The organism is Bacillus sp. FJAT-25509, assembly GCF_001420605.1.
Lineage (GTDB): Bacteria > Bacillota > Bacilli > Bacillales > Bacillaceae_G > Gottfriedia.
The window spans coordinates 102,611-127,097 of sequence record NZ_LJIZ01000032.1 but is presented as its reverse complement, the minus strand read 5'-3'; the positions used below and the strand labels follow the sequence as shown (position 1 = coordinate 127,097).

At 32.7% G+C, this 24,487-nt stretch carries 27 protein-coding genes; 11 read left to right on the top strand and 16 right to left on the bottom strand.

Annotation, left to right across the window (positions count from 1 at the left end):
* Window positions 1-78 precede the first annotated feature (78 nt).
* On the bottom strand, window positions 79-504 hold the full coding sequence (locus tag AN960_RS19585; RefSeq protein ID WP_335486216.1) for a divergent PAP2 family protein: 426 nt from the start codon (window positions 502-504) through the stop codon (window positions 79-81).
* Between the two features lie 339 nt (window positions 505-843).
* On the opposite strand from AN960_RS19585, the gene AN960_RS19580 reads away from it, so the two are divergent.
* From AN960_RS19580 to AN960_RS19545, 8 genes are all read left to right on the top strand, one after another.
* Window positions 844-987: a YezD family protein gene (locus AN960_RS19580; protein WP_056475111.1), complete on the top strand. Its 144-nt coding sequence runs from the start codon at window positions 844-846 to the stop codon at window positions 985-987.
* Window positions 988-1,107: 120 nt separating this feature from the next.
* On the top strand, window positions 1,108-1,809 hold the full coding sequence (locus tag AN960_RS19575; RefSeq protein ID WP_056475110.1) for a phosphoadenylyl-sulfate reductase: 702 nt from the start codon (window positions 1,108-1,110) through the stop codon (window positions 1,807-1,809).
* Between the two features lie 79 nt (window positions 1,810-1,888).
* A complete protein-coding gene (gene sat, locus AN960_RS19570) occupies window positions 1,889-3,040 on the top strand; it encodes a sulfate adenylyltransferase (RefSeq protein ID WP_056475107.1) in 1,152 nt (383 codons plus the stop codon).
* Between the two features lie 12 nt (window positions 3,041-3,052).
* A complete protein-coding gene (cysC, locus tag AN960_RS19565) occupies window positions 3,053-3,649 on the top strand; it encodes an adenylyl-sulfate kinase (protein ID WP_056475104.1) in 597 nt (198 codons plus the stop codon).
* Window positions 3,650-3,660: 11 nt separating this feature from the next.
* Complete coding sequence (locus AN960_RS19560; RefSeq protein WP_056475101.1) at window positions 3,661-5,283, top strand: nitrite/sulfite reductase; 1,623 nt, start codon at window positions 3,661-3,663, stop codon at window positions 5,281-5,283.
* A 16-nt stretch (window positions 5,284-5,299) separates the two neighbouring features.
* The gene (locus tag AN960_RS19555; protein WP_056475100.1) at window positions 5,300-5,518 is read left to right on the top strand and encodes a DUF3906 family protein; all 219 of its coding nucleotides are present in this window, start codon (window positions 5,300-5,302) and stop codon (window positions 5,516-5,518) included.
* A 16-nt stretch (window positions 5,519-5,534) separates the two neighbouring features.
* Window positions 5,535-6,320: a uroporphyrinogen-III C-methyltransferase gene (gene cobA, locus AN960_RS19550; protein WP_056475097.1), complete on the top strand. Its 786-nt coding sequence runs from the start codon at window positions 5,535-5,537 to the stop codon at window positions 6,318-6,320.
* A gap of 33 nt (window positions 6,321-6,353) precedes the next feature.
* The gene (locus tag AN960_RS19545; RefSeq protein WP_056475093.1) at window positions 6,354-7,109 is read left to right on the top strand and encodes a sirohydrochlorin chelatase; all 756 of its coding nucleotides are present in this window, start codon (window positions 6,354-6,356) and stop codon (window positions 7,107-7,109) included.
* 40 nt (window positions 7,110-7,149) lie between these two features.
* On the opposite strand, the gene AN960_RS19540 is transcribed toward AN960_RS19545, so the two are convergent.
* From AN960_RS19540 to AN960_RS19530, 3 genes are all read right to left on the bottom strand, one after another.
* Window positions 7,150-8,352: an aminotransferase gene (locus AN960_RS19540; RefSeq protein WP_056475090.1), complete on the bottom strand. Its 1,203-nt coding sequence runs from the start codon at window positions 8,350-8,352 to the stop codon at window positions 7,150-7,152.
* Window positions 8,349-8,843, bottom strand: coding sequence for an Lrp/AsnC family transcriptional regulator (locus tag AN960_RS19535; RefSeq protein ID WP_056475086.1), 495 nt, complete (start codon window positions 8,841-8,843; stop codon window positions 8,349-8,351). Before AN960_RS19535 ends, AN960_RS19540 begins: the two co-directional genes overlap by 4 nt.
* Window positions 8,844-8,919: 76 nt before the next feature.
* Entirely contained in the window at window positions 8,920-10,284 is a 1,365-nt protein-coding gene (locus AN960_RS19530) for an aspartate kinase (RefSeq protein ID WP_056475083.1), read from the bottom strand.
* A gap of 766 nt (window positions 10,285-11,050) precedes the next feature.
* Here AN960_RS19530 and AN960_RS19525 point away from each other — a divergent pair.
* Window positions 11,051-12,607: a bifunctional metallophosphatase/5'-nucleotidase gene (locus AN960_RS19525; RefSeq protein WP_082459615.1), complete on the top strand. Its 1,557-nt coding sequence runs from the start codon at window positions 11,051-11,053 to the stop codon at window positions 12,605-12,607.
* Window positions 12,608-12,715: 108 nt separating this feature from the next.
* Here AN960_RS19525 and gcvPB read toward each other — a convergent pair whose 3' ends face one another.
* The 3 genes from gcvPB to gcvT are packed head-to-tail and all read right to left on the bottom strand — an operon-like array spanning window position 12,716 to window position 16,660.
* Window positions 12,716-14,173 carry an aminomethyl-transferring glycine dehydrogenase subunit GcvPB gene (gene gcvPB, locus AN960_RS19520; RefSeq protein ID WP_056475082.1) on the bottom strand — a complete coding sequence of 486 codons (1,458 nt, stop codon included), beginning with the start codon at window positions 14,171-14,173 and terminating at the stop codon, window positions 12,716-12,718.
* Window positions 14,145-15,530 carry an aminomethyl-transferring glycine dehydrogenase subunit GcvPA gene (gene gcvPA / locus AN960_RS19515; RefSeq protein ID WP_056475079.1) on the bottom strand — a complete coding sequence of 462 codons (1,386 nt, stop codon included), beginning with the start codon at window positions 15,528-15,530 and terminating at the stop codon, window positions 14,145-14,147. Before gcvPA ends, gcvPB begins: the two co-directional genes overlap by 29 nt.
* Before the next feature lie 26 nt (window positions 15,531-15,556).
* Window positions 15,557-16,660 (bottom strand): glycine cleavage system aminomethyltransferase GcvT, encoded by a 1,104-nt coding sequence (gcvT, locus tag AN960_RS19510; RefSeq protein WP_056475077.1) that lies wholly within the window; start codon window positions 16,658-16,660, stop codon window positions 15,557-15,559.
* Between the two features lie 357 nt (window positions 16,661-17,017).
* Between gcvT and AN960_RS19505 the strand changes: the two genes are divergently transcribed.
* Together AN960_RS19505 and AN960_RS19500 are read left to right on the top strand one after the other, a co-directional pair.
* Window positions 17,018-18,703 (top strand): DEAD/DEAH box helicase, encoded by a 1,686-nt coding sequence (locus AN960_RS19505; RefSeq protein ID WP_056475075.1) that lies wholly within the window; start codon window positions 17,018-17,020, stop codon window positions 18,701-18,703.
* Window positions 18,690-19,496 (top strand): YqhG family protein, encoded by an 807-nt coding sequence (locus AN960_RS19500; protein WP_056475072.1) that lies wholly within the window; start codon window positions 18,690-18,692, stop codon window positions 19,494-19,496. The genes AN960_RS19505 and AN960_RS19500 overlap by 14 nt, the downstream gene beginning before the upstream one ends.
* Window positions 19,497-19,620: 124 nt before the next feature.
* Here the strand turns inward: AN960_RS19500 and AN960_RS19495 are convergent, their stop codons facing one another.
* From AN960_RS19495 to comGA, 9 genes are read right to left on the bottom strand one after another with little or no spacing between them, the layout of a single operon-like run.
* Window positions 19,621-19,830, bottom strand: a complete 210-nt coding sequence (locus AN960_RS19495) for a YqzE family protein (RefSeq protein WP_056475068.1) — start codon at window positions 19,828-19,830, stop codon at window positions 19,621-19,623.
* A 22-nt stretch (window positions 19,831-19,852) separates the two neighbouring features.
* Window positions 19,853-20,377, bottom strand: coding sequence for a shikimate kinase (locus AN960_RS19490; RefSeq protein ID WP_056475066.1), 525 nt, complete (start codon window positions 20,375-20,377; stop codon window positions 19,853-19,855).
* Between the two features lie 13 nt (window positions 20,378-20,390).
* Entirely contained in the window at window positions 20,391-20,795 is a 405-nt protein-coding gene (locus AN960_RS19485) for a hypothetical protein (protein ID WP_056475063.1), read from the bottom strand.
* Window positions 20,764-21,198, bottom strand: a complete 435-nt coding sequence (gene comGF, locus AN960_RS19480) for a competence type IV pilus minor pilin ComGF (RefSeq protein ID WP_056475060.1) — start codon at window positions 21,196-21,198, stop codon at window positions 20,764-20,766. The genes AN960_RS19485 and comGF overlap by 32 nt, the downstream gene beginning before the upstream one ends.
* Window positions 21,179-21,508 (bottom strand): pilus assembly FimT family protein, encoded by a 330-nt coding sequence (locus AN960_RS19475; RefSeq protein ID WP_056475059.1) that lies wholly within the window; start codon window positions 21,506-21,508, stop codon window positions 21,179-21,181. Before AN960_RS19475 ends, comGF begins: the two co-directional genes overlap by 20 nt.
* A complete protein-coding gene (gene comGD / locus AN960_RS19470; RefSeq protein WP_056475058.1) occupies window positions 21,495-21,968 on the bottom strand; it encodes a competence type IV pilus minor pilin ComGD in 474 nt (157 codons plus the stop codon). The genes AN960_RS19475 and comGD overlap by 14 nt, the downstream gene beginning before the upstream one ends.
* Complete coding sequence (gene comGC / locus AN960_RS19465; protein ID WP_082459599.1) at window positions 21,934-22,230, bottom strand: competence type IV pilus major pilin ComGC; 297 nt, start codon at window positions 22,228-22,230, stop codon at window positions 21,934-21,936. The genes comGD and comGC overlap by 35 nt, the downstream gene beginning before the upstream one ends.
* A gap of 11 nt (window positions 22,231-22,241) precedes the next feature.
* The gene (gene comGB / locus AN960_RS19460) at window positions 22,242-23,285 is read right to left on the bottom strand and encodes a competence type IV pilus assembly protein ComGB (protein ID WP_056475055.1); all 1,044 of its coding nucleotides are present in this window, start codon (window positions 23,283-23,285) and stop codon (window positions 22,242-22,244) included.
* Window positions 23,278-24,339, bottom strand: coding sequence for a competence type IV pilus ATPase ComGA (comGA, locus tag AN960_RS19455; RefSeq protein WP_056475054.1), 1,062 nt, complete (start codon window positions 24,337-24,339; stop codon window positions 23,278-23,280). The genes comGB and comGA overlap by 8 nt, the downstream gene beginning before the upstream one ends.
* Window positions 24,340-24,487: the final 148 nt, after the last annotated feature.

Below are 24,487 nucleotides of genomic sequence, written 5' to 3'. Positions count from 1 at the left end.
CTATTGATTTATATTTTGAGTCAGAAAACATGTAAAAAAACGCCCATAATATAAATCAATTTGATTTATATTAGAGCGTTAAAATCTTGAAACTATGATTGCAATGATGATTCCAATTAATGCTCCAACAACAACTTCATATGAAGTATGACCTACTAGTTCATTTAATGCTTTATAATTTTTAATTCTTCCATGAAAAAAATCATTTAATAACTTTGCATGTTTACTAACAGCCAATCTTACACCAGAAGCATCATACATAATAATCGTAGCAAAAATTGCTGAGATTGCGAAAGTAACATTTTCAAATCCTTCTGTTAATCCAACACTTAATGCTAATCCAGTAACTGTTGAGGAATGTGAACTTGGCATACCACCAGAAGCAAAAAACTTAGATATATCAAATTCTTTTTCTTTAAATAAATGAATAATGACTTTTAAAAACTGCGCAATAAACCACGCTATTACGGCTGAAATTAATGGTTCGTTATGAAGAATCGTCAAAACGTGCCTCCTTTTGGTGTAAATAATTGTTATTCCATTATTATACTTTCTTACATAATTGTATATTCATTAATAGCTTATAAGAACAAAATAATTTTTGTTAAATATTAAATTGCAAAACAGAGTTTTACTTTTGGAACAATCTTATTAGTTCACTGTTTTATTTATCATAATGGATTTTACTAATAATTTCCATATATTTGACATATCTTGGGGAACTTTAATCACATCATACAAAATTAAGAAATATATAAATTTTTAATAAATTATCATTTTTGAAATTGACAATCCATATAATTCTGATAGACTTAGTTGTAATTAAATTCTAGGAGGAAGCTCATGAGCCAAACCAACGACTTAAAACCCATCATTGAGGTCGTGGAATCGTTACTTAATGGTTTAAGATTTGGAACAATCACATTAGTCGTTCAAGATGGGAGAATTATTCAAGTAGAAAAGCAAGAAAAAATACGATTAAAGTAAATATGTTCCTGCTGACTAGAAAAACTAGAGGCAGCTCAAGTCTACGTATGAAAATGTAGATTTGAGCTGCCTTTTCTTTTTAGGATAACTTGGCTTCAATAGTCAATTGGAGGAAAGAAAATGAGATTTGAAAATTGGAACGTGAAAAGCATTCCTGACTTTTCGATTGATAATGAAACAAAAGGTGCACTTGAAGTACTAGAGTGGGCTTACAAAACCTATGGTGATGACCTAGTTTATGCTTGCAGCTTTGGAGTTGAGGGAATCTTATTAATTGATTTAATTTCAAAAGTAAAACCTGATGCAAAGGTTGTTTTCTTAGAGACCGGCCTACATTTCAAGGAAACTTATGAATTAATAGACCGCGTGCAAGCTAAATATCCAAGCTTACAAATAGAAAAGAAAACACCAAGTCTGACTTTAGAAGAGCAAGCAAGTATTCATGGAGATGAGTTATGGAAACGTGAACCGAATAAGTGCTGTAATATTCGCAAAATCCTACCGCTTCAAGAAGCTCTAAAGGGGGCTCCAGCTTGGGTGTCTGGCTTAAGAAGGGAACAATCTCCTTCAAGACAAAAAACAGAATTTCTTAATCTAGATAATAAGTTCAGCTCAATTAAAATTTGTCCGTTAATCCATTGGACTTGGAAGGAAGTTTGGCGATATGTCTATTACAAAAATCTACCGTACAATCCTTTACACGATATAGGGTACCCGAGTATTGGTTGTGAGGTATGTACATTACCTGCTTCAAGTTCTTCAGATAGTCGCTCTGGTCGTTGGTCTGGATCACAAAAAACTGAATGTGGGTTACATGATTAGTTGTCTATAATAGATGCTAAAAAATGAAAGTTTATTCTTACTAACTATTAAAATAGGAAAATTGAAGGAGTGTTTAGAAATGAGTTTAGCCCCTCATGGCGGTGTCTTAATTAATCGCTTTAATCCAGAAGTTACTGTTAAAGATGGTTTGAAGGAAATTCCTTTAGATTTAATTGCGTTAAGTGATCTAGAGTTAATTGGAAATGGAGCTTATAGTCCCCTTACTGGTTATTTAGGAAAGGATGATTATGAGCAAGTCGTAAGCACAATGAGATTAAAAGACGGGAATGTGTGGAGTATTCCAATTACCCTTCCTATTAGTGGACAATTAGCTAGCAATCTAAAACTAGGAGAACTAGTTAAACTGACTTGGGAAAATAATGTATATGGCTTATTAAAGATTGATGATATTTATACACCTAACAAATTACTTGAGGCTCAGTTTGTTTATGGTACAACTGACACAAACCACCCTGGAGTAGCAAAAATGTATTCTCGTGGTGATGTTTACTTAGGTGGCGAAGTAACTGTTATTAGACAAATTAATCGTACTCAATTCACTGAACATTATTTAAGTCCAAAAGAAACGAGAGAAAAATTTGCATCATTAAATTGGAAGAAAATAGTTGGGTTTCAAACTCGTAATCCAGTTCATCGTGCCCATGAATATATTCAGAAAACCGCACTTGAAATTGTGGATGGTTTGTTCTTAAACCCATTAGTTGGAGAAACAAAATCGGACGATATTCCTGCAGAAGTCCGAATGAAAAGCTATAAAGTATTACTCCAAAACTATTATCCAACAGATCGTGTATTTTTAGCCGTATTCCCTGCCGCAATGCGATATGCAGGACCAAGAGAAGCTGTGTTCCATTCGATTGTTAGAAAAAATTACGGATGCACGCATTTTATTGTTGGTCGTGATCATGCTGGTGTTGGTAATTATTACGGAACTTATGATGCACAAAAAATCTTTCAAAAGTTTTCACAAGACGAATTAGGTATCTCTCTCCTATTCTTTGAAAATAGTTTCTATTGCTCAAAGTGCGAAAATATGGCATCTACCAAAACATGCCCGCATAGTAGCGAGTATCACGTAACGTTATCCGGTACGAAGGTTCGTGAAATGCTAAAAAAAGGTGAAATTCCTCCTTCTGCTTTTAGTAGAAAAGAAGTTGTTGAAGTACTAATTGAAGGTTTAAAAGAACCTGAATCAATTTCTGTAGATTAGGAGTAAAGTTAAATGTCTAAAAATATCGTTTGGCATCAGGCTAGTATTTCAAAAGAAGACCGTCGTCAAAAAAACAATCACCACAGCTGTATTTTATGGTTTACTGGTTTATCTGCTTCAGGTAAATCGACGATTGCTAACGAGGTTGCAAAAGCACTATTCCATCTTAATGTTCAACAATACGTATTAGATGGTGATAATATTCGTCACGGTTTAAACAAAGATCTAGGATTCACTGATTATGATCGAACTGAAAACATAAGACGAATTGGTGAAGTAGCAAAACTCTTTGTTGATAATGGGCAAATTGTCTTAACGGCTTTTATCTCCCCATTTATTGCTGATCGAAATATCGTTCGGTCATTAGTCGAACAAGATGAGTTTATTGAAGTTTACGTAGAATGCTCCGTTGAAACTTGTGAAAGTAGAGATCCGAAAGGACTTTATAAAAAAGCAAAAAATGGTGAAATTCAAAACTTTACGGGCATCAGCTCTCCGTATGAAGCACCAATAAATCCAGAAATTACATTAAATACTGATAAGCAATCTGTACAAGAATGTGTTGAAACAATATTGCAATTTTTAAAGAGTAAAAATTATATTGGGTAAGGTGATGTTCGATGGCATTTGAGAAAAAATGGAAAGACAATCTTAAGCTAAATGAAACTGAAAAAAAGAAACTCGTTAAGGATGGACTTAAAATTTACGATGACATCCCCTACTATGCTAAAAATGGGTTTGAATCAATTCCAAAAGATCAATGGGATTTATTCAAGTGGGCTGGATGCTATTTACAAAAACCAAAGGAAGCCGGCTATTTTATGATGCGAGTTAATGTTCCGTCTGGCATATTAACACATGAACAGCTTATAACATTAGCAGAAATCGCTCGTGATTATGGTCGAGATGTATATGATATTACAACCCGACAAGCGATCCAATTTCATTGGTTAACAATTGATCAAATACCAGATATTTTCACTCGTTTAGAAAAAGTTGGTCTATCTAGTGCTGGTGCATGTGGAGATATAACACGTAATATCGTTGGAAATCCACTTGCAGGGATCGATCCGAATGAATTATTTGATACTACACCTATTGTGAAGGAAGTTTATGAATTCTTTCAGTTTAATGAAGAATTCTCGAATCTGCCTAGAAAATATAAAATGTCGATCAGTACAAATAAAAATAATGCTTCGAATGCAGAAATTAACTGCATTTCATTTATTCCGGCTATTAAAGAAATTAACGGCAAAGAAACTTCTGGTTTCCATTTAAAAGTTGGTGGCGGGCTATCTTCCGCTCCACATTTAGCTCAAGAACTGGATGTATTCCTGTTACCACATCAAGTGAAGGAAGTTGCAATCGCCGTTACAACAATCTTTAGAGATTATGGCTACCGTGAGAAACGCCATCACTCTCGTTTAAAGTTTTTAGTCGCTGATTGGGGCGTAGAAAAGTTTAAAGAAGTTTTAGAAGGATATACAGGTAAGCTATTAACAAAAGGAACTGGCTTTGAACAGTCATGGAATGCAGGATATTTTTATGGGGTACAACCACAAAAGCAAGAAGGATTAAATTATGTTGGATTAAGTATCCCTGTTGGAAGATTGCATTCTAAGGAAGTTTTTGAGTTAGCTAGAATTGTAAAAAAATACGGTAATGGTGAAATACGCAATTGTAATTCACAAAATTTAATTTTGCCAAATATTCCAGCAGAAAATATTGATGAATTATTGAAAGAACCAATACTTGAAAAATTCACACCAATACCGCCAAAATTTATTGGTTATTCTGTTGCTTGTACAGGAAATGAATACTGCAATTTAGCTTTAGTCGAAACGAAAGCTCGTATGAAGGAAACAGCTTCTTATTTAGATGAAAAAATCACTTTAGATGTACCTGTTAGAATTCATATGGTTGGTTGCCCTAACTCTTGTGGTCAAAGAGCAATCGCTGATATAGGACTTCAAGGAATCAAGGCTCGTAATGAGAAAAAAGAATTAGTAGAGGCTTTTGAGATCTATGTAGGTGGTACATTAGCCAACGGTGGTAAATTAAATGAAAAATTAAAAGGGAAGGTTGAATCCCCTGCCCTTCACCTAGTATTAGAAAAATTCTTGCAGCACTTTAAGGAAAATAAACTCCCTTCAGAAGCCTTTTTAGATTATGTAGCAAGAGTTGGAATTGAAGAATTACAAACATATTTAACTTCCATTCTTGAAACTGTAAAAGCATCTTAAAGAAAGTCGGTGACATATGTTTTTATATAGATTTGAAGCATCAATCGAAGGCCGTATAGTTCCTATTGTTATATTAGCAAGTGATGATGAAAAAGCATTTAAGCTTGTTGATACAGAACTTGAAAAGTTTTATGTAAAAAAACCGGACGTTAAAGAACTACTAATGTATGAAAAGAAGAAAGTAAGTCAAAGTGGTGGATTTGTTTTAGATATAGAAGTTTTAAGTAAACGATGATGACGAGGTGTGTGGAATGATTGGAAAAGTTTATTTAGTTGGTGCTGGACCAGGGGATGTTGATCTAATTACAGTAAAAGGACTAAAGTGCATTCAAAATGCAGATGTCATTATATATGACCGACTAGTTAATAAAGAGCTATTAGAGTATGCAAAAGAATCTGTCGAGTTAATATACGCTGGTAAACTCCCAAACTACCATGCATTAAAACAAGAAACAATAAATGCTTTCTTAGTGAAGTATGCAAAAAAAGGAAAAAACGTAGTTAGATTAAAAGGTGGAGATCCTTTCATTTTTGGTCGTGGTGGTGAAGAAGCAACTTATCTTGTAGAACGTGGTGTCTCCTTTGAAATCGTTCCTGGCATTACATCAGGTATAGCAGCTCCAGCTTATGCTGGTATACCTGTCACCCATCGTGATTATAGTAGTTCCTTTGCTTTTGTAACAGGTCATTGCAAAGAAGAGGATACGGTTAAATGGGCCTCTTTAGCTAAAGGCATTGACACATTAGCAATTTATATGGGAGTTAATAACTTACCATATATTCGTCATCAACTAATATCGAATGGAAAACACCAAGACACCCCTGTTGCACTGATTCATTATGGTACTACTGAACAACAGCGAACGATTATTAGTACATTAAAAAATGTAATATCAGACGTTGAAAAAGAAAAAGTATCCAATCCTAGTATGATTATCGTTGGAGAAGTAGTTAATTTACACCATCAATTACAATGGTTTGAGACTAATTATAATTCTATGAATGAACATAGGAACATTAATTATTCCTCTCTTTAAATTCTCGCCTAGAATAAAACGAGGTGATTTAGAATGGATGCAATCTTATATGTTTGTCATGGAAGCCGTGTAAAATCGGCTGTCCATTCAGCCATACAATTTGTTAAAAAAGTACAAAAACAAATTGATTACCCTATTCAAGAAATTAGTTTTATTGAACTCGCTGAACCATCAATTTCAGTTGGATTAGAGAATTGTTTGCGTAAAGGAGCAAAATCGGTAACTGTATTGCCGGTTTTACTCCTTTCTGCAAATCATGCAAAGGTGGATATTCCTCTTGAAATCGCGAAATTTCAAGAGGAATATCCACACATAAAAATAAAGATTGCCACTCCAATCGGAATTCACAAAAACATGATCGAATTAATCAAAAAAAGAATAAATGAAAAGGTTAAGCATTTGATAAAGCCAACTAAAATTCTGCTAGTTGGTCGTGGAAGCAGTGATCCATTAACTATAGATGATTTCAATTCAATCGTTAAACTACTTGAAGCAAAATTAAAGTATCCTGTTCTCCCCGCTTTTATGGCAGTTTCAAAGCCGTCGATTCAAGAAGCTTGGAATCAACTATTGACTGAAAAAAATCATCAAGTAATAATCGTTCCTTATTTATTTTTTTCAGGAACTCTTATGAATGAATTACAAGATAAAATAAAATCGCTACCTCTGGAATTGCAAAATAACTGGATATTATGTGACACCTTAGGGTACGATGACTTAATTACATCAATTTTTAGTGAAAGAATACTTGAAGCTCAAGCAAAGGAATTAATTACTGCAATAAAATAAAAGCTCTTGTTTCCTCAAATAGAGAACAAGAGCTTTATTTTTATTTACTTTCAACTTTTATAAAATTAGTTGGTTGGTAAGTTGGAAGAGTTTGTAAAAATCGATTAATCCTTTTTGTAGCTTCAATTAATTGATTTAATGAAGTTGCGTAAGAACATCGAATATACCCTTCACCACATTCTCCAAAAACATTTCCCGGGACGACCGCTACTCTCTCTTTTAATAATAATTGTTCAGCGAACTCCTCAGATGTTAAGCCCGTATTCTGTATTGATGGGAATACATAAAAAGCTCCACCTGGAAGATGACATGATAAGCCAATTTCTTGAAGAGATTGCACAAGATAATTACGACGTTGCATATAACTGCGTCTCATTTGTTCTACATCATGATCTCCATTTCGAAGTGCTTCAACTGCAGCATGCTGTGACATAGTAGGTGCACACATAATTGCATATTGATGAACTTTAAGCATATGGGAAATAATGTCCGAAGGTGCTGCTACAATTCCAAGTCTCCATCCTGTCATTGCAAAAGTCTTAGAAAATCCAGAAATTAAAATTGTATGGTCTCGCATTCCATCGATATTTGCAAAGCTTGTATATTCGCCATCATAAACAAGTTCAGCATAAATTTCATCAGAAATAACAATTAAATTATGTTTTTTAACAAATACGGCTAAATCCTCTAATAATTCTTTTTCCAGTAAAGTACCCGTTGGATTATTAGGATTACAAAGTAAGATCGCTTTTGTTTTCGGTGTAAGCTTCTTCTTCAACGCTTGAAGATTGATTTTAAACTCTTCTTCTCCTGTCGTTGCTAAATGAACTGGTACACCGCCTGCTAGTGAAACTAAAGGAGCATATGAAACAAAGCATGGATCAATAACGATTACTTCGTCTCCAGGATTTAAAATTGTTCTTAAAGCAATATCAATCCCTTGACTTGCCCCTACAGTTATAATTAATTCATCTTCTGGATTATAATGCACATCAAATTTCTTAGCAAAATAACGACTTACTTCCTGACGTAATTCTAGCAGTCCAGCATTTGAAGTGTATGCTGTATGCCCTGTTTCTAACGAATAAATACTAGCTTCCCTAACATTCCAAGGCGTGACAAAATCTGGTTCACCTACCCCAAGTGAAATGACATTATCCATACTAGCCGCTAAATCAAAAAACTTACGAATCCCTGATGGTTGTAGTGTAGTTACTGTATTTGATAAATTAAATTTACTCATGGCGTGATCACCATGCGCTTATCACTTTGTTTTTGACCGTATACGATACTATCATGTTTATAACGTTTTAAAATAAAATGGGTAGTCGTTGATAATATAGATTCTAAAGTCGATAGTTTTTGGGATACAAATGAAGCAATTGATGTCATTGTTTTTCCTTCAACTACAACTGATAAGTCATATGTTCCTGACATTAAATAAACTGATTTAACTTCCGGGTATAAATAGATCTTTTCAGCAATCTCATCAAACCCTACCCCACGTTTTGGAGCTACTTTTACATCAATCATAGCAGTTATACTTTCTTGAACTGGCACTTTTCCCCAGTCAATAAGCGTAATGTATTGAAGAATAATACGATCGTTTTCAAATTTTGTTAATATATCAGCTACCTCTTCTTCTGTAGCTCCAATCATTTTTGCTATTACGTCATTACTTAAGCGTCCATTTTGTTCAATACACTGAAGTAATTGTATTTCTTTTTCTGTCATATTCTTATACTCCTTATGTATTCCATTTTCTGGAATTACGTTAGATGTTCATTCTATTCATCTATATTTTATTAATTTAGTTAGATGACACTTTTGAGAAGAATTCTTCATAAATAACTTGTACTGCATTTTTCTCGTCGTATGATTTTACTCCAAACATCATACTTACTTCTGAAGAACCTTGGTTTATCATTTCAATATTTATTCCCGCATTTGCTAAAGCTTTACTTGCTCTTGCAGTAGTACCAACGTTATGACGCATCCCCTCACCTACTAACATAATCAAAGCAAGGTCTCTTTCAACGACGACATGGTCTGCATCTAATTCATCTTGGATCCGTTTAATAATTTGAAATTCTATTTCAACTGGTAATTGATTTTGGCGAATAATAATTGAAATATCGTCGATTCCACTTGGCTGATGCTCATATGAAATCTGATAATCCTCAAGTATCTGCAATATTTTACGCCCAAATCCTATTTCTCTGTTCATTAAATACTTGCTTATATAAATACTACAAAATCCATTATCACTCGCGATCCCAATTAAAGGACCGTTTGATAACGTACGTTCCTTAACGATTCGTGTACCGGGAGCTATTGGATTATTCGTATTTTTAATGTTTACAGGAATACCAGCTTGAAAGGCAGGGATCAATGCTTCGTCATGAAATACGTTAAAGCCTGCATATGATAACTCTCTCATTTCTCGATAAGTTAATTCCTTAATTTCCTTTGGATTACGAATAATCGTAGGATTTACAGAAAAAACTGCATCAACATCAGTAAAGTTTTCATATAAAGTAGCTTTAACTCCGTTGGCAACAACAGAACCAGTAATATCTGAGCCACTGCGAGAAAATGTAACGATATGTCCATCTTCTGAATATCCAAAAAATCCTGGGAAAATCAGAATTCCAGATTTCTTTCTCAATTCAAATAAGTTCTCATAGCTTTTCGCTAAAACTTGGGCATGTCCTGGTTCATTTGAAACAAATAAACCTGCTTCTTTTGGATTAATATAACTTGCCTCAAGTTCTTTTAACTGAAAATATGATGCTACTAATCTCGCACAATTATCTTCACCACATGCCATAACAGCATCCATATATCTTGCAGGATGATCTTTTTTACTACTTATCGAAAGTTCGATACCTAGTGAAATTTCATTCATAATATCCTCAGATAAACCTAATCCATTTGCAATTTCAGAATACCTTTGAATAATTTGATTGAATTCTTTCGAATAATCCTTTCCTGCTAGGGCAAGTTGTGCGCAACTAATTAGTAAATCGGTAACTTTGATATCATCTGGAAATCTTTTGCCTGGTGCAGATACAACGATAATTTTACGTTCAACATCTGATGTAACAATCTGAAATACTTTTTCAATTTGTTCCGAAGTGGCTAATGAAGACCCACCAAATTTTACGATTTTCATTTTTATTACCCCTAATTTAGTTAATTTTCAGTTAAAAATAATGTTACAATTATCCTCCTTATGCGAGAAAAAATCAACACCAATTAATAAGTTTTTTGGGAAATTTTAGTATTTTACAAAAAGAATTTGATGTTGTTGTGGGTATTTATTCAATCTAGTGAAAAGAATAGCACTAAGAACGTGTAGATTCTTTAGGGATGAGTTTAGGCTTAAATAAACAAGGCGGTATATGCATGAAATGGAGAAAGCAGAAATAAAGGTATACTAATAGTTTTAAAGACACTATTTCTCTTTAGTCCCTCCTCCTCTCTTCAATTTTCTTTTATACCTTATTTACCATTGGTCTTTTAAATTATTGTATAAAAATGCAAATAAAAATAATTTTAAAAATGTTGAATAAATAATTCAAGAAATCGAACAAAAAATAGCAATGACAATAAGAAAACTCCCTATTTTAACAATTAGGGAGCTTTTTATGATCAATCTAGTAATACAATGAAATTTGTATACTTGAAGCAGATATCGTCCCACCTTAACGATTCGTTATTGACTTAGCGATTGATTAGCTTTCAAACATTCTTTTTATAATCTCCTTTCAAATTTAACTGAAAATTCACACTAAAGTAAAGAAGCTTTAACAATCCTTCCCTATGCTTAGTAAGTAACCTACTAGCGAATTAGGAGGGCGAGTATATTGAATTGGAACGCATTGAAAAAAGCAGTTCTTGCTTTTGTTCTTACGACTACATTATCTGCAGGAGTATTTATGGTCTCTGGTAATCCGACTGCTAGAGACATTCCTATTAACACCAAGAAAGATAAGAACCGTTTCATTCAAGTACAATTACTTGGCATTAATGATTTTCATGGACAATTAGATACGACCCGAAAATTTAACGGCAGGAATGTTGGCGGAGTAGAATATCTTTCCGCATATTTAAATCAAAAGAAAAAGGAAAACAAAAATACTATTTTAGTTCATGCTGGTGACATGGTTGGTGGAAGTCCTCCAATATCCTCATTCCTTCAGGATGAACCTACAATTGAAGTATTAAACAAGATGGGGTTTGATTATGGGACACTAGGAAACCATGAATTCGATCGTGGTGTGAATGAAATGATGAGGTTGATCCAAGGTGGAAATAATCAAAAAACTGGTTATTTTAACGGAGCAAATTTCCCCTATTTATGTGCCAACGTAATCGACGATAAAACTGGTAAGACCATCCTGACTCCATACAGTATAAAAAATATTGATGGCGTTCTGATTGGATTTATCGGCGTCGTAATAAAAGATACTCCGAAGATTGCACCACCAAACAAAACAGATGGCGTAAAGTTTATTGATGAAGTAAAAGCAATCAATGATTCAGTTAAAACACTTAAAAAACAAGGTGTAAAAACAATCGTGGTGCTGGCACATAATGGTGGAAATCAGTCCAAAGCAAATGGAAATGCGACAGGTGAAATCGTTAGAATGGCCAAAAAAATGGATGATGAAGTTGACGTAATAATTTCTGGACATACACATACTTTTCTTAACAAAGAAGTAGACGGAAAGCTGATTGTCCAATCTTACTCTTATGGAACAGCTTTCTCCGATATTCAGTTAAAAATTGATCCAAATACGAAAGATATCATAAACAAAAAGGCAAGTATAAAGATGGTCTATCAAGATGATATTAGACCAGATCCTGAAATAAAGAAAATGATACAAAATTATGAATCTAAAATTGAACCGATCGTAAATAAGGTCGTTGGAAAAGCTGCAAACGACATTTTAAGTAAGAAGAATCATAATGGAGAATCTAGTTTAGGAGATATGATTGCAGATTCACAACGAATTGCAATGAAGTCCGATTTCGCATTTATGAACTTTAGTGGAATCCGTGCTGATCTTCCAAAAGGGGATGTAACTTTGAATGATTTGTTCACGATCCAGCCATTTAAAATTAAACTCGTTAAAATGACATTATCTGGTGAACAAATTCGGAAACTTCTCAATCAGCAATGGCAGGAAAATGGAAGTGTTCGAATGCTACAAATATCAGGCTTAAAATACACTTGGGATAGTACGAAGGATTCTGGGCAAAAAGTTATTAATATCATGCATACAGATGGTACTCCAATTAATCCACAAACTAGTTATACTGTTACTACAAATAGCTATCTTGCCAATGGCGGTGACAATTTCTCGGTATTACTAACAGGGAAAAATAAAGTGGAAGGTCAAACAGTTTTTGATGCTTTTGAAGATTATGTGAAGGAACAAAAGTTACCATTGGTCCAGGCATTTGATGGTCGGATTAATCGGATTAAATAGATTTTTAGAAGGTTTAAAAACACGAGTTTCATTTTGATATGATTCTATAATACTACTCAGAAGTTCGACCATAAAAAAAGTTCCCTTCGATGAGGGAACTTTTTTTATTTATGCTTTAATATAACGTAATACAGGTTTACGAGCTGCTAAAGTTTCGTCAAGACGACTTACAACAGTTGTATGTGGAGCCTCTTGTACGATTTCTGGATTTTCTTCAGCTTCTTTAGCAATTGTAATCATTGCATCGATGAACGCATCTAAAGTTTCTTTCGATTCTGTTTCAGTTGGTTCGATCATGATACACTCTTCCACGTTTAATGGGAAGTAGATTGTTGGTGGGTGGTAACCAAAGTCTAATAGGCGTTTAGCAATATCTAAAGTACGAACACCTAATTTCTTTTGACGTTTTCCACTTAAAACGAACTCATGCTTACAATGACGATCGAATGGTAGATCGAAATGAGGCTCTAAACGACGCATCATGTAGTTAGCGTTTAGTACCGCATCTTCAGTTACTTGTTTTAATCCTTCAGGACCCATTGAACGAATATAAGTATATGCTCTTACATTAATTCCAAAGTTTCCGAAGAAAGGTTTAACACGACCAATTGTTTCTGGACGGTCTGAATTTAATACGTACTCATCTCCAACCTTCTCAACGATTGGTGCTGGTAAGTAAGGAATTAAATCTGCTTTAACTCCAACAGGACCAGAACCAGGACCACCTCCACCGTGAGGACCAGTGAATGTTTTATGAAGATTTAAGTGAACTACGTCAAATCCCATGTCTCCTGGGCGTGCTTTACTTAATACAGCATTTAAGTTTGCTCCATCATAGTAAACTTTACCACCAGCAGCGTGGATGATCTCAGAGATTTCATAAATATCTTCTTCGAAAAGACCTAATGTATTAGGGTTTGTAAGCATTAATGCTGCAACATTTTCATCAACAACACGACGTAAATCATCTAAGTCAACTAAGCCTTTTTCATTTGATTTAACCGTAATTGTTTCGAAACCTGCAACAGTAGCTGATGCTGGGTTTGTACCATGAGCAGAGTCAGGTACGATTACTTTAGTACGGTTGAAGTCACCACGGCTTTCGTGATAAGCACGGATAATCATTAATCCAGTCCACTCACCATGTGCACCTGCAGCTGGTTGTAAAGTAACTTCATCCATTCCAGTAATTTCTTTTAATTCTTGTTGAAGCTCATGCATTAATTCTAATGCACCTTGAACAGTATACTCATCTTGAAGTGGATGAATATGCGCAAAACCTGGAATACGAGCTACAGCTTCGTTGATTTTTGGATTGTATTTCATCGTACATGATCCAAGTGGGTAGAACCCTGAATCTAAACCATGATTACGTTTAGATAAAGCAGTATAATGGCGCATTAAATCTAATTCAGAAACCTCTGGTAATTCCGCTTTTTCTTTACGGATATAAGCACTTGGGATAACTTCATTAATATCAATTTCTTCTACATCCATTATAGGAAGACTATATGCAATACGACCTTCTTTACTTATCTCAAAAACTAACGGTTGATCCTTCAGCATGTTGAATCCCCTTTCCGTCTACTAATAATGCTAATTCTTCTACAAATGTATCAATATGTTGTTTAGAACGTAATTCAGTTACTGCGATTAACATATGATTTTCCATAGTAGGTTCAACTTTTGCTAAGTCATAACCACCGATAATTTTCTTAGTAAATAATTGTTTATTGATTTCAGAAACATTTTGTTTTACATCTATTACAAGTTCGTTGAATGCAGCACCTTCGAATACAACCGAGATACCGTTTTCAATTAATTTTTTCTTCATATATTGAGTACGAGAAATGTTTTGCATTGCCATCTCTACAGCACCATTTTTACCAAGAGCTGTCATTGCAACAGAAGCTGCTAATGCATTAAGAGCTTGGTTAGAACAAATATTTGAAGTCGCTTTATCACGACGGATATGTTGCTCGCGAGCTTGAAGTGTTAATACAAATCCGCGACGACCTTCTCCATCAACAGTTTGCCCTACTAAACGACCTGGCATTTTACGCATTAATTTAGATGTTGTAGCGAAGTATCCACAGTGAGGTCCACCAAATTGAGTTGGAATACCAAATGTTTGAGCATCACCTGCAACGATATCCGCTCCGAATTCACCTGGAGGAGTTAAAGCTGCTAATGCTAATGGGTTACTTGAAACAACGAATAAACTTTTACCAGTATGTGCAATTGGTTCGATTTCAGCTAATTCTTCTACTTGTCCATAGAAGTTAGGATATTGAACAACAACACATGCTACATTGTCATTCATTTCATTTTTTAATTCTTCGATATCAGTTCTTCCATCTTTAATGCCAATTTCAACTACCTCTAAATGTTGACCTTTTGCATAAGATAAGATAACTTCACGTGATTGTGGATGAACACCTTTTGAAACTAAAATACGTTTTTTACCATTGTGACCTGCTGCTAAAGTAGTTGCCTCTGCTAAAGAAGTACCACCGTCATACATTGACGAGTTTGCCACATCCATACCAGTTAATTCACAAATCATTGTTTGGAATTCAAAGATTGCTTGAAGCTCACCTTGAGAAATCTCAGGTTGATATGGTGTATAAGCAGTATAAAACTCTGAACGGGAAATAACATGATCTACAACTGTTGGTAAATAATGATCATAAACACCAGCACCTAAGAAAGAAACATATTCTCTTAAGTTAGCGTTTTTCTTTGCTAATTCGCTTAACTCCTGAATTAAATCGGTTTCAGATTTTGCCTTTTTAATGTTTAATAAGCCATTAAAACGAACTTTTTCAGGAATATCACTAAATAATTCATCAACTGATGAAACACCTACTACTTTTAACATCTCTTGACGATCTTGCTCTGTCATTGGTAAATAACGATGCATTAAGGTAATCCCCTTTCTCCCCCTAGTTACTTCTTCTCTCTTTTGTAAAATGGTTTTGAAACTACAACTGCTTTTAATTTTTTATTTCGAATTTCAACTTCAAGTTCAGTACCTAAAGCAGAAAATTCAGATTTGATTAATGCAAGTCCAATATTTTTCTTTAATGTTGGAGATTGCGTACCACTTGTAACTTCACCAACTACTTCCCCATTAACAAGAACAGGATAGTGAGTTCTTGGAATACCTTTGTCAATCATTTCAATTCCAACAAGTTTACGAGGTACACCTTGCTCTTTTTGATTTTTCAGAACTTCTTTACCGAAGAAATCTTCTTCTTTATTTAATTTCACAGCAAAGCCGATACCAGCTTCTAATGGAGTAATGTCTTTTGTTAGTTCTTGACCATATAATGCTAAAGCCGCTTCGAAACGAAGTGTATCACGTGCACCTAATCCACATGGTTTTAAACCGTCTTCCTTACCTGCTTCTAATAGTAAAGTCCAAAGCTTAGACGCATCTTCAGCAGCTAAGTATAGTTCGTATCCATCTTCACCAGTGTAACCTGTACGTGAAACTAAAACATTTAAATCACCTATTAATACATTATCTTTGAAAGTGAAATACTTAATATCAGAAACGTTCTCATTCGTTAAACGTTGTAAAATTGCAACAGATTTTGGCCCTTGAAGAGCTAATTGTGCAACTTCATTACTTTTATTAACTACTTTTACATCGCCTTCAACATGTGAAATTAACCATGCGAAATCTTTTTCAATATTAGACGCATTTACAACTAATAAATAGTGTTCTTCGTTATGTTTATAAACTAGTAAGTCGTCTACCGTTCCAGCATTTTCATAGCACATTGCAGTATATAATGCGCCTTCTTCATTTAATTTTGAAATATCATTTGTCATCATTTTTTGTAAATATTTAAGACTATCTTTACCAGTTACTTCAATTTCTCCCATGTGAGAAACATCAAATAAACCAGCTGCTGTACGAACAGCTTCGTGTTCTTCTTTAATGCTCGAAAATTGCACAGGTAGCTCCCAGCCACCAAAATCAATTGTTTTACCACCTAATACTTTGTAATCTTCAAACAATGGTGTGCGTAATAAAGTCGTCATGTAGCCATTTCCCCCTTATCTACATGCTAGCATGATGGAAAACTAAATTAATAGTTCGTCCAGCTAACCATTAAATAATTTACATATTTTGTATATTTTCGGAAAAACTAGTAGAAAACAAGAAAATATTATCAAACTATATTAGTTAACTGTTTTTTCTTAACAATAAGAGTTTTTTGTTTAATAAAAGAATAATAAATTTTTACTTTTTTCTACACTATTATCCTAACATTAAACGACAAGTTTCAGCAATATCAAAGTGAATTTTTTTAAAAATAAAATAACGAACATTATAGCTGTTATTTCACAATAATGTTCATGATTAACCAATATAAAAATGAAATAGGTGAGGTTTACATGTCAATTGAGATTAAATTCCATACAGAGTGGCAAGAGGAGTTCTTAGAGAAGCTTGAAAATGATGGACCATGGTCAAATTGGGAGAATTATAAGCTTGCCTATCATACTTCTACAAAATTAGTAATTCCATCTTTTACAGGAATGATTGCTCCTACTCATTTACCTAACTTAACTCCATTGCCTCATCAATTAGATGTAGCAACGACTGTAATTGAAAAAATGAATGGAAAAGCAATTTTAGCTGACGAAGTAGGATTAGGTAAAACAGTTGAGGCTGGTTTAATTTTAAAAGAATACATGATTCGTGGTTTAGTTAATAAGGTGCTTATACTAGTTCCAGCATCACTTGTATCACAGTGGACCTTTGAATTAAATACAAAATTCCATATTCCTGCAATCGCACAACAAAAAAAGAATTATGTGTGGGATAGCTGTGATGTTGTTGTATCATCAATCGATACTGCAAAAAGAGATCCTCATCGAGAAAAAATATTAAGTATTAATTATGATCTCGTCATTATTGATGAAGCTCATAAACTTAAAAATAATAAAACAAAAAACTATGAGTTTGTACAACATCTTAAAAAGAAATATTGTTTATTGCTTACTGCTACTCCAGTTCAAAATAACATAGAAGAAATTTTCCATTTAGTTTCTTTATTAAAACCTGGCCATTTAGGTAATAAATCTAGTTTTGAAGAATACTTTTCTGCTAAAAACCGCTCACTAGAACATGAAGACTTATTACGTGAACTAATTGGAAAAGTAATGGTTCGAAATCGTAGACAGGATACAGGCATCGAATGGACAAAGCGAAAGGTAGAAACAGTATTAATTAATTTTAATGAGGAAGAACAAAAACTTTATGATTTAATCGATGAATGGCAGAAATCACAATATACTGGGGTAAACTCAGCCTTCTCCTTTTTAACATTTAAGCGTGAAGCTTGTAGCAGTCGCGAAGCAGTTTATGTATCAATGAAAAAAATGCTTCAAAGATTTGAAAAAGAAAATATCGAGATTACCGATCCTTATATCGAGAAAATTTTTCATCAAATTAATCAAATTACCTCTAATTCAAAAGCAAATAAAGTAGTTGAATTAATAAAAAAAATAAATGATAAAGTAATTATTTTTACCGAATATCGCGCAACACAGTTATATTTACAATGGTTATTAAAGCAAAACGGTATTACATCTGTACCATTTCGGGGTGGCTTTAAACGTGGTAAGAAAGACTGGATGAAAGAATTATTTAAAAACCGTGTACAAGTTCTAATTGCAACTGAAGCTGGTGGTGAAGGTATTAACCTACAATTTTGTTCAAACATGATTAATTATGACCTTCCATGGAATCCTATGAGACTAGAACAAAGAATAGGTCGTATACATCGACTTGGTCAAACAGAAGATGTAAGCATCTATAACTTTGCGACCGTTGGCTCAATTGAAGAACACATACTAAGGCTACTTTATGAAAAAATCAATTTATTTGAGCGTGTGATTGGAGAACTGGATGATATTCTAACCAGAATACCTTATAAGGATTTTGAAGCTCATATGAATGAAATATTTATTCACTCTAAAACTGAAGGTGAAATGAAAATTAAAATGGAAAATTTAACGTCCATCATTCAATTACAGCAACATAAACAAGCAGGTGATAGTTATGCAGCAACATGAAATCCATGATTATATCGAATACTTTTTCACACATAATGATTGTGAAATCATAAAGAAAACTCCGACATATTTAGAAATACAATTAACAATTGAGATGGATAAAAAATTAATGAATCGCCCTTTCTATTGGCATTATTTAGAAAAAACAGGCGGCATCCCAAATCCAATGAAGTTAACACTTATTACAGATAGTGATAATGCACCTGAAGATCTTAAAGGTGAACAAATTCATTTCGGTTCGCCACGTCTTCACCAAATTTTCTCAATCGTTAATGAACTAGGACAGTCAATTAGACTTTATGAAGACACAAAAGCACCTATGGGCCAACAAATTGCATTACACCCTTGGTTAGCTGTTAATTATCAGGTTTCTTTTACTTGTGATCATAAAAAAGATTATTTATATTCTTTTGGGATCCATTTAATTTCTGGAAGAATTATAGAAGATTTTCATACAAAACTTGAAAAAATCCAGTTCAACTCTAAAATACCTGATTTTTGCTATTCGATGTCACCTATAATTAAACCAATTAGTGGTTTAAATCGAATGGAACAATTACTTCGAAACAAAATTGAAAAAGAAGATATGGTATGGGCTGAAGAAGCACGGAATAGATGGCAACATGATTTAGATTTATTAAATCAATTTTATGAAGATGATGAAGACAAACCTGAAAATTACCATGTAGAATTCAATGCACTTAAAGAACTTTATGAACCAATTATTCATGTTGATGCAATTAATGGTGGACTTTTTTATCTATCACCAAACACAATGAATAAATTAAGTTAAAGGCTTTTAAGTGAAGAATTGTTAATGAGGGAGATCTATATTAGATTGTTCCTCTTCCTACTATTAAAAATTTTATAGAAAAAAAATAAAGACTGACTTCTAAATTTGAAATCAGTCTTATTTACTAAATACTTTTCTTTTCTTTTTCTTTACGATTTTGAATTTTTTTCATAAATAAAGCTAGACTTAATGGTAACATTCCAAACATGTTAGTAGAAAATGGAGCTTTCAACTCTTCTTTTTCTTGTTTTATTGAATCACGTTTCTCTTTTGGTTGATCGATATAATTAATAAATTGTTCTGTCATATATTTTACATAATCATTTGTTTTCAAAAGAAATCACCTTACTTTCTTATCACTTATCTTTACTATCTCCTCCTTTTGAATAATTTAAACAGTCAATGATTTCCAACGCAATTTCAATTGGCGTTAAATTATTCGTTGAAATCACATAATCTGCTTTTTTATATTGTGATTCTCTCCTTTGAAATAGTTCAGTCAATTCTTCTACCGATCGATTTACAGCGTTTGGTCGGTTAGAATCCAAATGTATTCTTTCGTATATTATTTCAATTGGTGTTTCAAGATAAATTATTTTGCCAGTTTCTTTCATATACCCAATGTTTTCATCACGAAGAATAATTCCACCTCCTGTTGAAGTGATCATTTTTTTTGATGGTAAATTTTTTAATATTTGCGTTTCTATCTCACGAAATCCGCTTTCACCAAACTCATTAAACAATTTTGGTATGCTTTTGCCTGTTTGAGAAACAATTTCCTCATCTAAATCAATAAATTTTTTGTTTACTTTTTTAGCTAATTCCTTTCCAACAGTTGTTTTACCACACCCCATAAATCCTACTAAATAAATTGATTCCATTTCATCCTCCAACTTAATCGATCCAATCAAATACTTGGTTTGTACTTTTTTTATATTTAAATTGAACTACATATTTTTTTATTTTTGAATTACTACTAGTTAAAGTTACATGATATTCATCATTTGTTATTAAAGAAGTATTCAATATAATTTTTGTATTATTATAATACTTTATTGTATTTCCTTGAAGTGATAAATTACCATGCCTTAAATCGTAAATTGCTTGTGAATGTATACGGTCTAGTTCGTTTTGATTTCTCGTATAAGAATAAAAGGTATTTAACGAATGAAACATATCAATCTGTATTAGAAAAAAAATTAGTAAAATATTTATCATAAAGATCGTGTAAGGTATATACACTCCATTTTCACCAAGTATTTTAAATTTAATTGATAAATATCCGAATAGTTTTTTCATAAGTCCCACCATTTAAATCGATTACTTTTACTAGGATTTGCCTTTCACTTATTTGTACAAACTTTATATCCTTTATATTTTGAAGTACAATTTCATGTCCTAATCCAAGCCTTTGTCGTCTAATAATCGTTGCGTATTTACGATAACTAATCGTAGCTTGATTAAACTCTTCAAAGAGAAGAAGGTCAGGATGAACTGTAAAACTTATACTCTTGTTTGCCTCTTTTTGAACTTCTTTTATAAAATTATCTAATTCTAACCTATTTACGGATTCATAACTGTAATTACGTTTAACAAAGCTTTTTAAACTTGAAGTTGAAATCGAAATAATCATTAAAAATAAAACAAGTGAAAAAAGTGTTTCAAGTAAAGTAAATCCTCTTTCATTCAGTAAATTCTTCACATATTTCACTTTCCTTATTTCGATCAGTCCAAAGAATACAAATCGAATTTAAATTATTTCTAGAGTTTATTTTTACTAAAAACTCTCTTCCATTCTTTGTATGGAAACCCTCTTTAAAATCTTCTCTGTTAATAAAATAAAGATGAACCATATCTGTTAATAGGTCATCTGCCATATTGTTAATCGTTAACTTATCTTTTTTTTGTAAAAATAATGACATGGAAGGAACAATCATAATACAAAAAATAATTAATAAGTTTAAAGAAATAACTGCCTCGATAAATGTAAACCCTTTTTCATTTCCGATCATATTTAAATCGACCACTTCCTAAATAAAAAGTAATAATATATTCAGCTTTTTTATATTTAATTGAAATTGTTCCAGAGCTTGAGATATTACCATCGGAGTTAAATCTTAACGGAGGTTTTAAAGTAAGGTAAGTTATGCTAATTGATTTGTCAAAATTTCGAATAACTACAGGGGGATTTAGTAAATTATCTTCCATTTCATATTTATCTTGATAAAAGATGATCCTAGTAGGAATTTGTTTTATTATAGCGTTTCTTTGTGCAAGAAAAATATCATTTTGAAGCATTTGAATAAATAATGTTAACTTTTGTTCATCTTCAATCTTCCTAACTTGATTGATTGGTAAAATTAATAACAATATCATAATTGAAAGGACTAATAACATTTCAACAAATGTAAAACCAAACGAATTACCCAACTTTTTTTTAAGGTATAGATACGGATCCAGTTGCTTTGTCATACGATAACTCAACTTTGTTATTGCATTTATATGTTGTTATATAGCCCTGTTCTTTTAAGACTGATAAACTTTCAGGTAATTGTTCATTTTCTAATCGATACGATTCAACACTTGACTGGACCATTTTTTGAAGTGCAGAACATCCTTTCGTTTGAATCGACTGTTGTTGCTTTCCTAAATTTGGTATTACTAGCAATAAAAGAAGTGAAATGATAAATAAAACAATTAACATTTCAATTAAAGTAAATCCTTTTTCATTCAAACTAACTCCTCCTAGATATTGTTCATCAATTGAAACATAGGAAACAGGATGGCTATATACAGTGATAGAATACTTGATGAAATAAGGATTAATATAATCGGCTGAATGATCCTTATCGATCGGTGAAAGTATGCTTCAATACTATCCTTTAAATAATCAGCATAATCAGCAAGTTCTTTACTAAGAGTACTATTGTTCATGCCATGTTCAATCACAAATATAATATCTTTATGAAATGCACGTTCATTTTTAAATGCTTCCTGCATAGAAATTCCGTTTAAAATTTGATTGTAAAATACTACGGCTTTTTCTTTTATAAATGTCCTACTATCATTATTCTGCATCGTTTTTAGGGCATCAACTATGGGAAATCCAGCATGTAATAATATACTTAACTGCATTGAAAATTCATAAGTATTCATTGTTATTAAATACTTACTAACTAAAGGAATTTGAATTAATTTATCCATCCGTTCGATTGAATTTAATTTATTAATTGCAAATAAGTATCCATAAACGATCAATCCAATTAAGAAAAGAGAAGAAAACATAATTGAAGGTAATCTTTTTATAACTTGTAGATAGATGAAAATAAAAGAATTTTGATTGGAATGGAATGTTGAAAATAGCATTTCATATTGAGGAATGATTATATTTCTAAACAAAAACAAAATTAGCACCAATATTGCGATTAAAAAAATAGGATACCCCATGATTTTCCTTATGTAAGCTCTATGTTGGATCTTTTTTGCAAGCATAAAACTGCCTTCATTTAGCGCTAAGGACAAATCGCCATGCTTTTCTGCATAATACAAGTAAACGAGTACATCTTGATGAAGACCAAGCATTTTAGCAAAATCGATAAATGATCTTCCTTCCACCAAAGCTATGTTAGCTTTATGAATCAATTCTTTTAGGTCATCTGGGAATTGAATCGTTAAGAATTCAATTGCTTGAATAAGAGGATAACCTTTTTGTAAAAGCTCTCCTAATATTTTTAATAGCTTAGCTTGTTCAATATAAGTTAATTTTCTTTTATTAAAAAATTTACCCATAGATCATACTTCTGTCCAAATGTTTGTTATCAATAAAACCTAAGGCATATCCTTTAATGAGTTGACTATTTAATGTAGATAATTGAACTTCTTCTTGTATCCCTCTAAATTCATTAATAACCGAATTTAGAGCATTACCATAAAGCAATTCATATACCCCTAATCTTCGGTGATTTCGATTAACAAAACAATTTGGTTTACATTCACCTTCACAATAACGGCATTTTATTGGAACTAATCTTTGAGAAACGATTGCAACCATTGCCTGAAATAATTCCTCTTTTGGAATTCCAAGCTCTAACATTCTATATAATGCACCTTTTGTGTTGTTAGAATGAATTGTCGTTAATACTAAATGACCGGTCAATGCTGCCCGAACGGCAATTTTCGCAGTCTCTTCATCCCTAATCTCTCCTACCATTACTATATCCGGATCAGATCGAAGAATAGCTTTTAATCCTGTTGCATATGTTAAGCCTGCTTTTTCATTAACTTGGACTTGAAAATATTCATCAGATTTCCGTTCAATCGGATCCTCTAAAGTAATAATATTTCTTGCTATGTCTTTTTTAGCTGATTGTAATAATGAATATAAAGTTGTCGTTTTCCCGCAGCCAGTTGGTCCTGTAAACATCATTAGCCCATGTGAATGATGTAATAAAGACAAAAGCTTACGAGTTGTAGATGGGAATAAGGAAAGACTTTCAATTGGGGCGATTTTTTGTTGGGGATGAATACGAATAACCATTGATTCATCAATAATTGTTGGTAAAGTTGCCAAGCGAAGTGATAATATAATTTCATTAATATTAACAACTAAAATTCCAGTCTGTGGCCGCCTTATTTCTCCTATATCCATACTTCCTAAAAATTTTAAATGCATGATGATCCTCTTAGACTTCTCCTTATTTATTCGTTGAATAAGTTTCAAATCACCATCAACACGAAAAAGGATTTGTACATCATCTTTTTTTGGTAACAAATGTATATCCGATGCTCCAAAATAGCATGCTTTTTTTAGAAGTTCTTCAACCATTTTTTCTACTGATACCATTTTTATTCCCCCTTTCTATATAAGCAATTATATTTCTGTTCCCCTTGTCTATCAAATCATGATATTTATAAAACTGAACGAAAATATTAAATTTAGCTAAAATTTATTTACCAACTAAAGGTAATTTAACGAAATAACTTTCAAAAAA

Excerpts from the sequence above, each read along its gene's own strand:
- comGB (WP_056475055.1), bottom strand. The coding sequence starts at position 23,285 with ATGGGTAAATTTTTTAATAAAAGAAAATTAACTTATATTGAACAAGCT.
- AN960_RS19505 (WP_056475075.1), top strand. The coding sequence starts at position 17,018 with ATGTCAATTGAGATTAAATTCCATACAGAGTGGCAAGAGGAGTTCTTA.
- sat (WP_056475107.1), top strand. The coding sequence starts at position 1,889 with ATGAGTTTAGCCCCTCATGGCGGTGTCTTAATTAATCGCTTTAATCCA.
- AN960_RS19560 (WP_056475101.1), top strand. The coding sequence starts at position 3,661 with ATGGCATTTGAGAAAAAATGGAAAGACAATCTTAAGCTAAATGAAACT.
- gcvPA (WP_056475079.1), bottom strand. The coding sequence starts at position 15,530 with ATGCATCGTTATTTACCAATGACAGAGCAAGATCGTCAAGAGATGTTA.
- AN960_RS19535 (WP_056475086.1), bottom strand. The coding sequence starts at position 8,843 with ATGACAGAAAAAGAAATACAATTACTTCAGTGTATTGAACAAAATGGA.
- AN960_RS19530 (WP_056475083.1), bottom strand. The coding sequence starts at position 10,284 with ATGAAAATCGTAAAATTTGGTGGGTCTTCATTAGCCACTTCGGAACAA.
- AN960_RS19545 (WP_056475093.1), top strand. The coding sequence starts at position 6,354 with ATGGATGCAATCTTATATGTTTGTCATGGAAGCCGTGTAAAATCGGCT.
- AN960_RS19575 (WP_056475110.1), top strand. The coding sequence starts at position 1,108 with ATGAGATTTGAAAATTGGAACGTGAAAAGCATTCCTGACTTTTCGATT.
- AN960_RS19490 (WP_056475066.1), bottom strand. The coding sequence starts at position 20,377 with ATGGAATCAATTTATTTAGTAGGATTTATGGGGTGTGGTAAAACAACT.
- AN960_RS19475 (WP_056475059.1), bottom strand. The coding sequence starts at position 21,508 with ATGATCGGAAATGAAAAAGGGTTTACATTTATCGAGGCAGTTATTTCT.
- AN960_RS19485 (WP_056475063.1), bottom strand. The coding sequence starts at position 20,795 with ATGAAAAAACTATTCGGATATTTATCAATTAAATTTAAAATACTTGGT.
- cobA (WP_056475097.1), top strand. The coding sequence starts at position 5,535 with ATGATTGGAAAAGTTTATTTAGTTGGTGCTGGACCAGGGGATGTTGAT.
- comGA (WP_056475054.1), bottom strand. The coding sequence starts at position 24,339 with ATGGTATCAGTAGAAAAAATGGTTGAAGAACTTCTAAAAAAAGCATGC.
- AN960_RS19500 (WP_056475072.1), top strand. The coding sequence starts at position 18,690 with ATGCAGCAACATGAAATCCATGATTATATCGAATACTTTTTCACACAT.
- AN960_RS19555 (WP_056475100.1), top strand. The coding sequence starts at position 5,300 with ATGTTTTTATATAGATTTGAAGCATCAATCGAAGGCCGTATAGTTCCT.
- comGD (WP_056475058.1), bottom strand. The coding sequence starts at position 21,968 with ATGACAAAGCAACTGGATCCGTATCTATACCTTAAAAAAAAGTTGGGT.
- gcvT (WP_056475077.1), bottom strand. The coding sequence starts at position 16,660 with ATGACGACTTTATTACGCACACCATTGTTTGAAGATTACAAAGTATTA.
- AN960_RS19525 (WP_082459615.1), top strand. The coding sequence starts at position 11,051 with ATGGTCTCTGGTAATCCGACTGCTAGAGACATTCCTATTAACACCAAG.
- AN960_RS19540 (WP_056475090.1), bottom strand. The coding sequence starts at position 8,352 with ATGAGTAAATTTAATTTATCAAATACAGTAACTACACTACAACCATCA.
- AN960_RS19580 (WP_056475111.1), top strand. The coding sequence starts at position 844 with ATGAGCCAAACCAACGACTTAAAACCCATCATTGAGGTCGTGGAATCG.
- gcvPB (WP_056475082.1), bottom strand. The coding sequence starts at position 14,173 with ATGCTGAAGGATCAACCGTTAGTTTTTGAGATAAGTAAAGAAGGTCGT.
- cysC (WP_056475104.1), top strand. The coding sequence starts at position 3,053 with ATGTCTAAAAATATCGTTTGGCATCAGGCTAGTATTTCAAAAGAAGAC.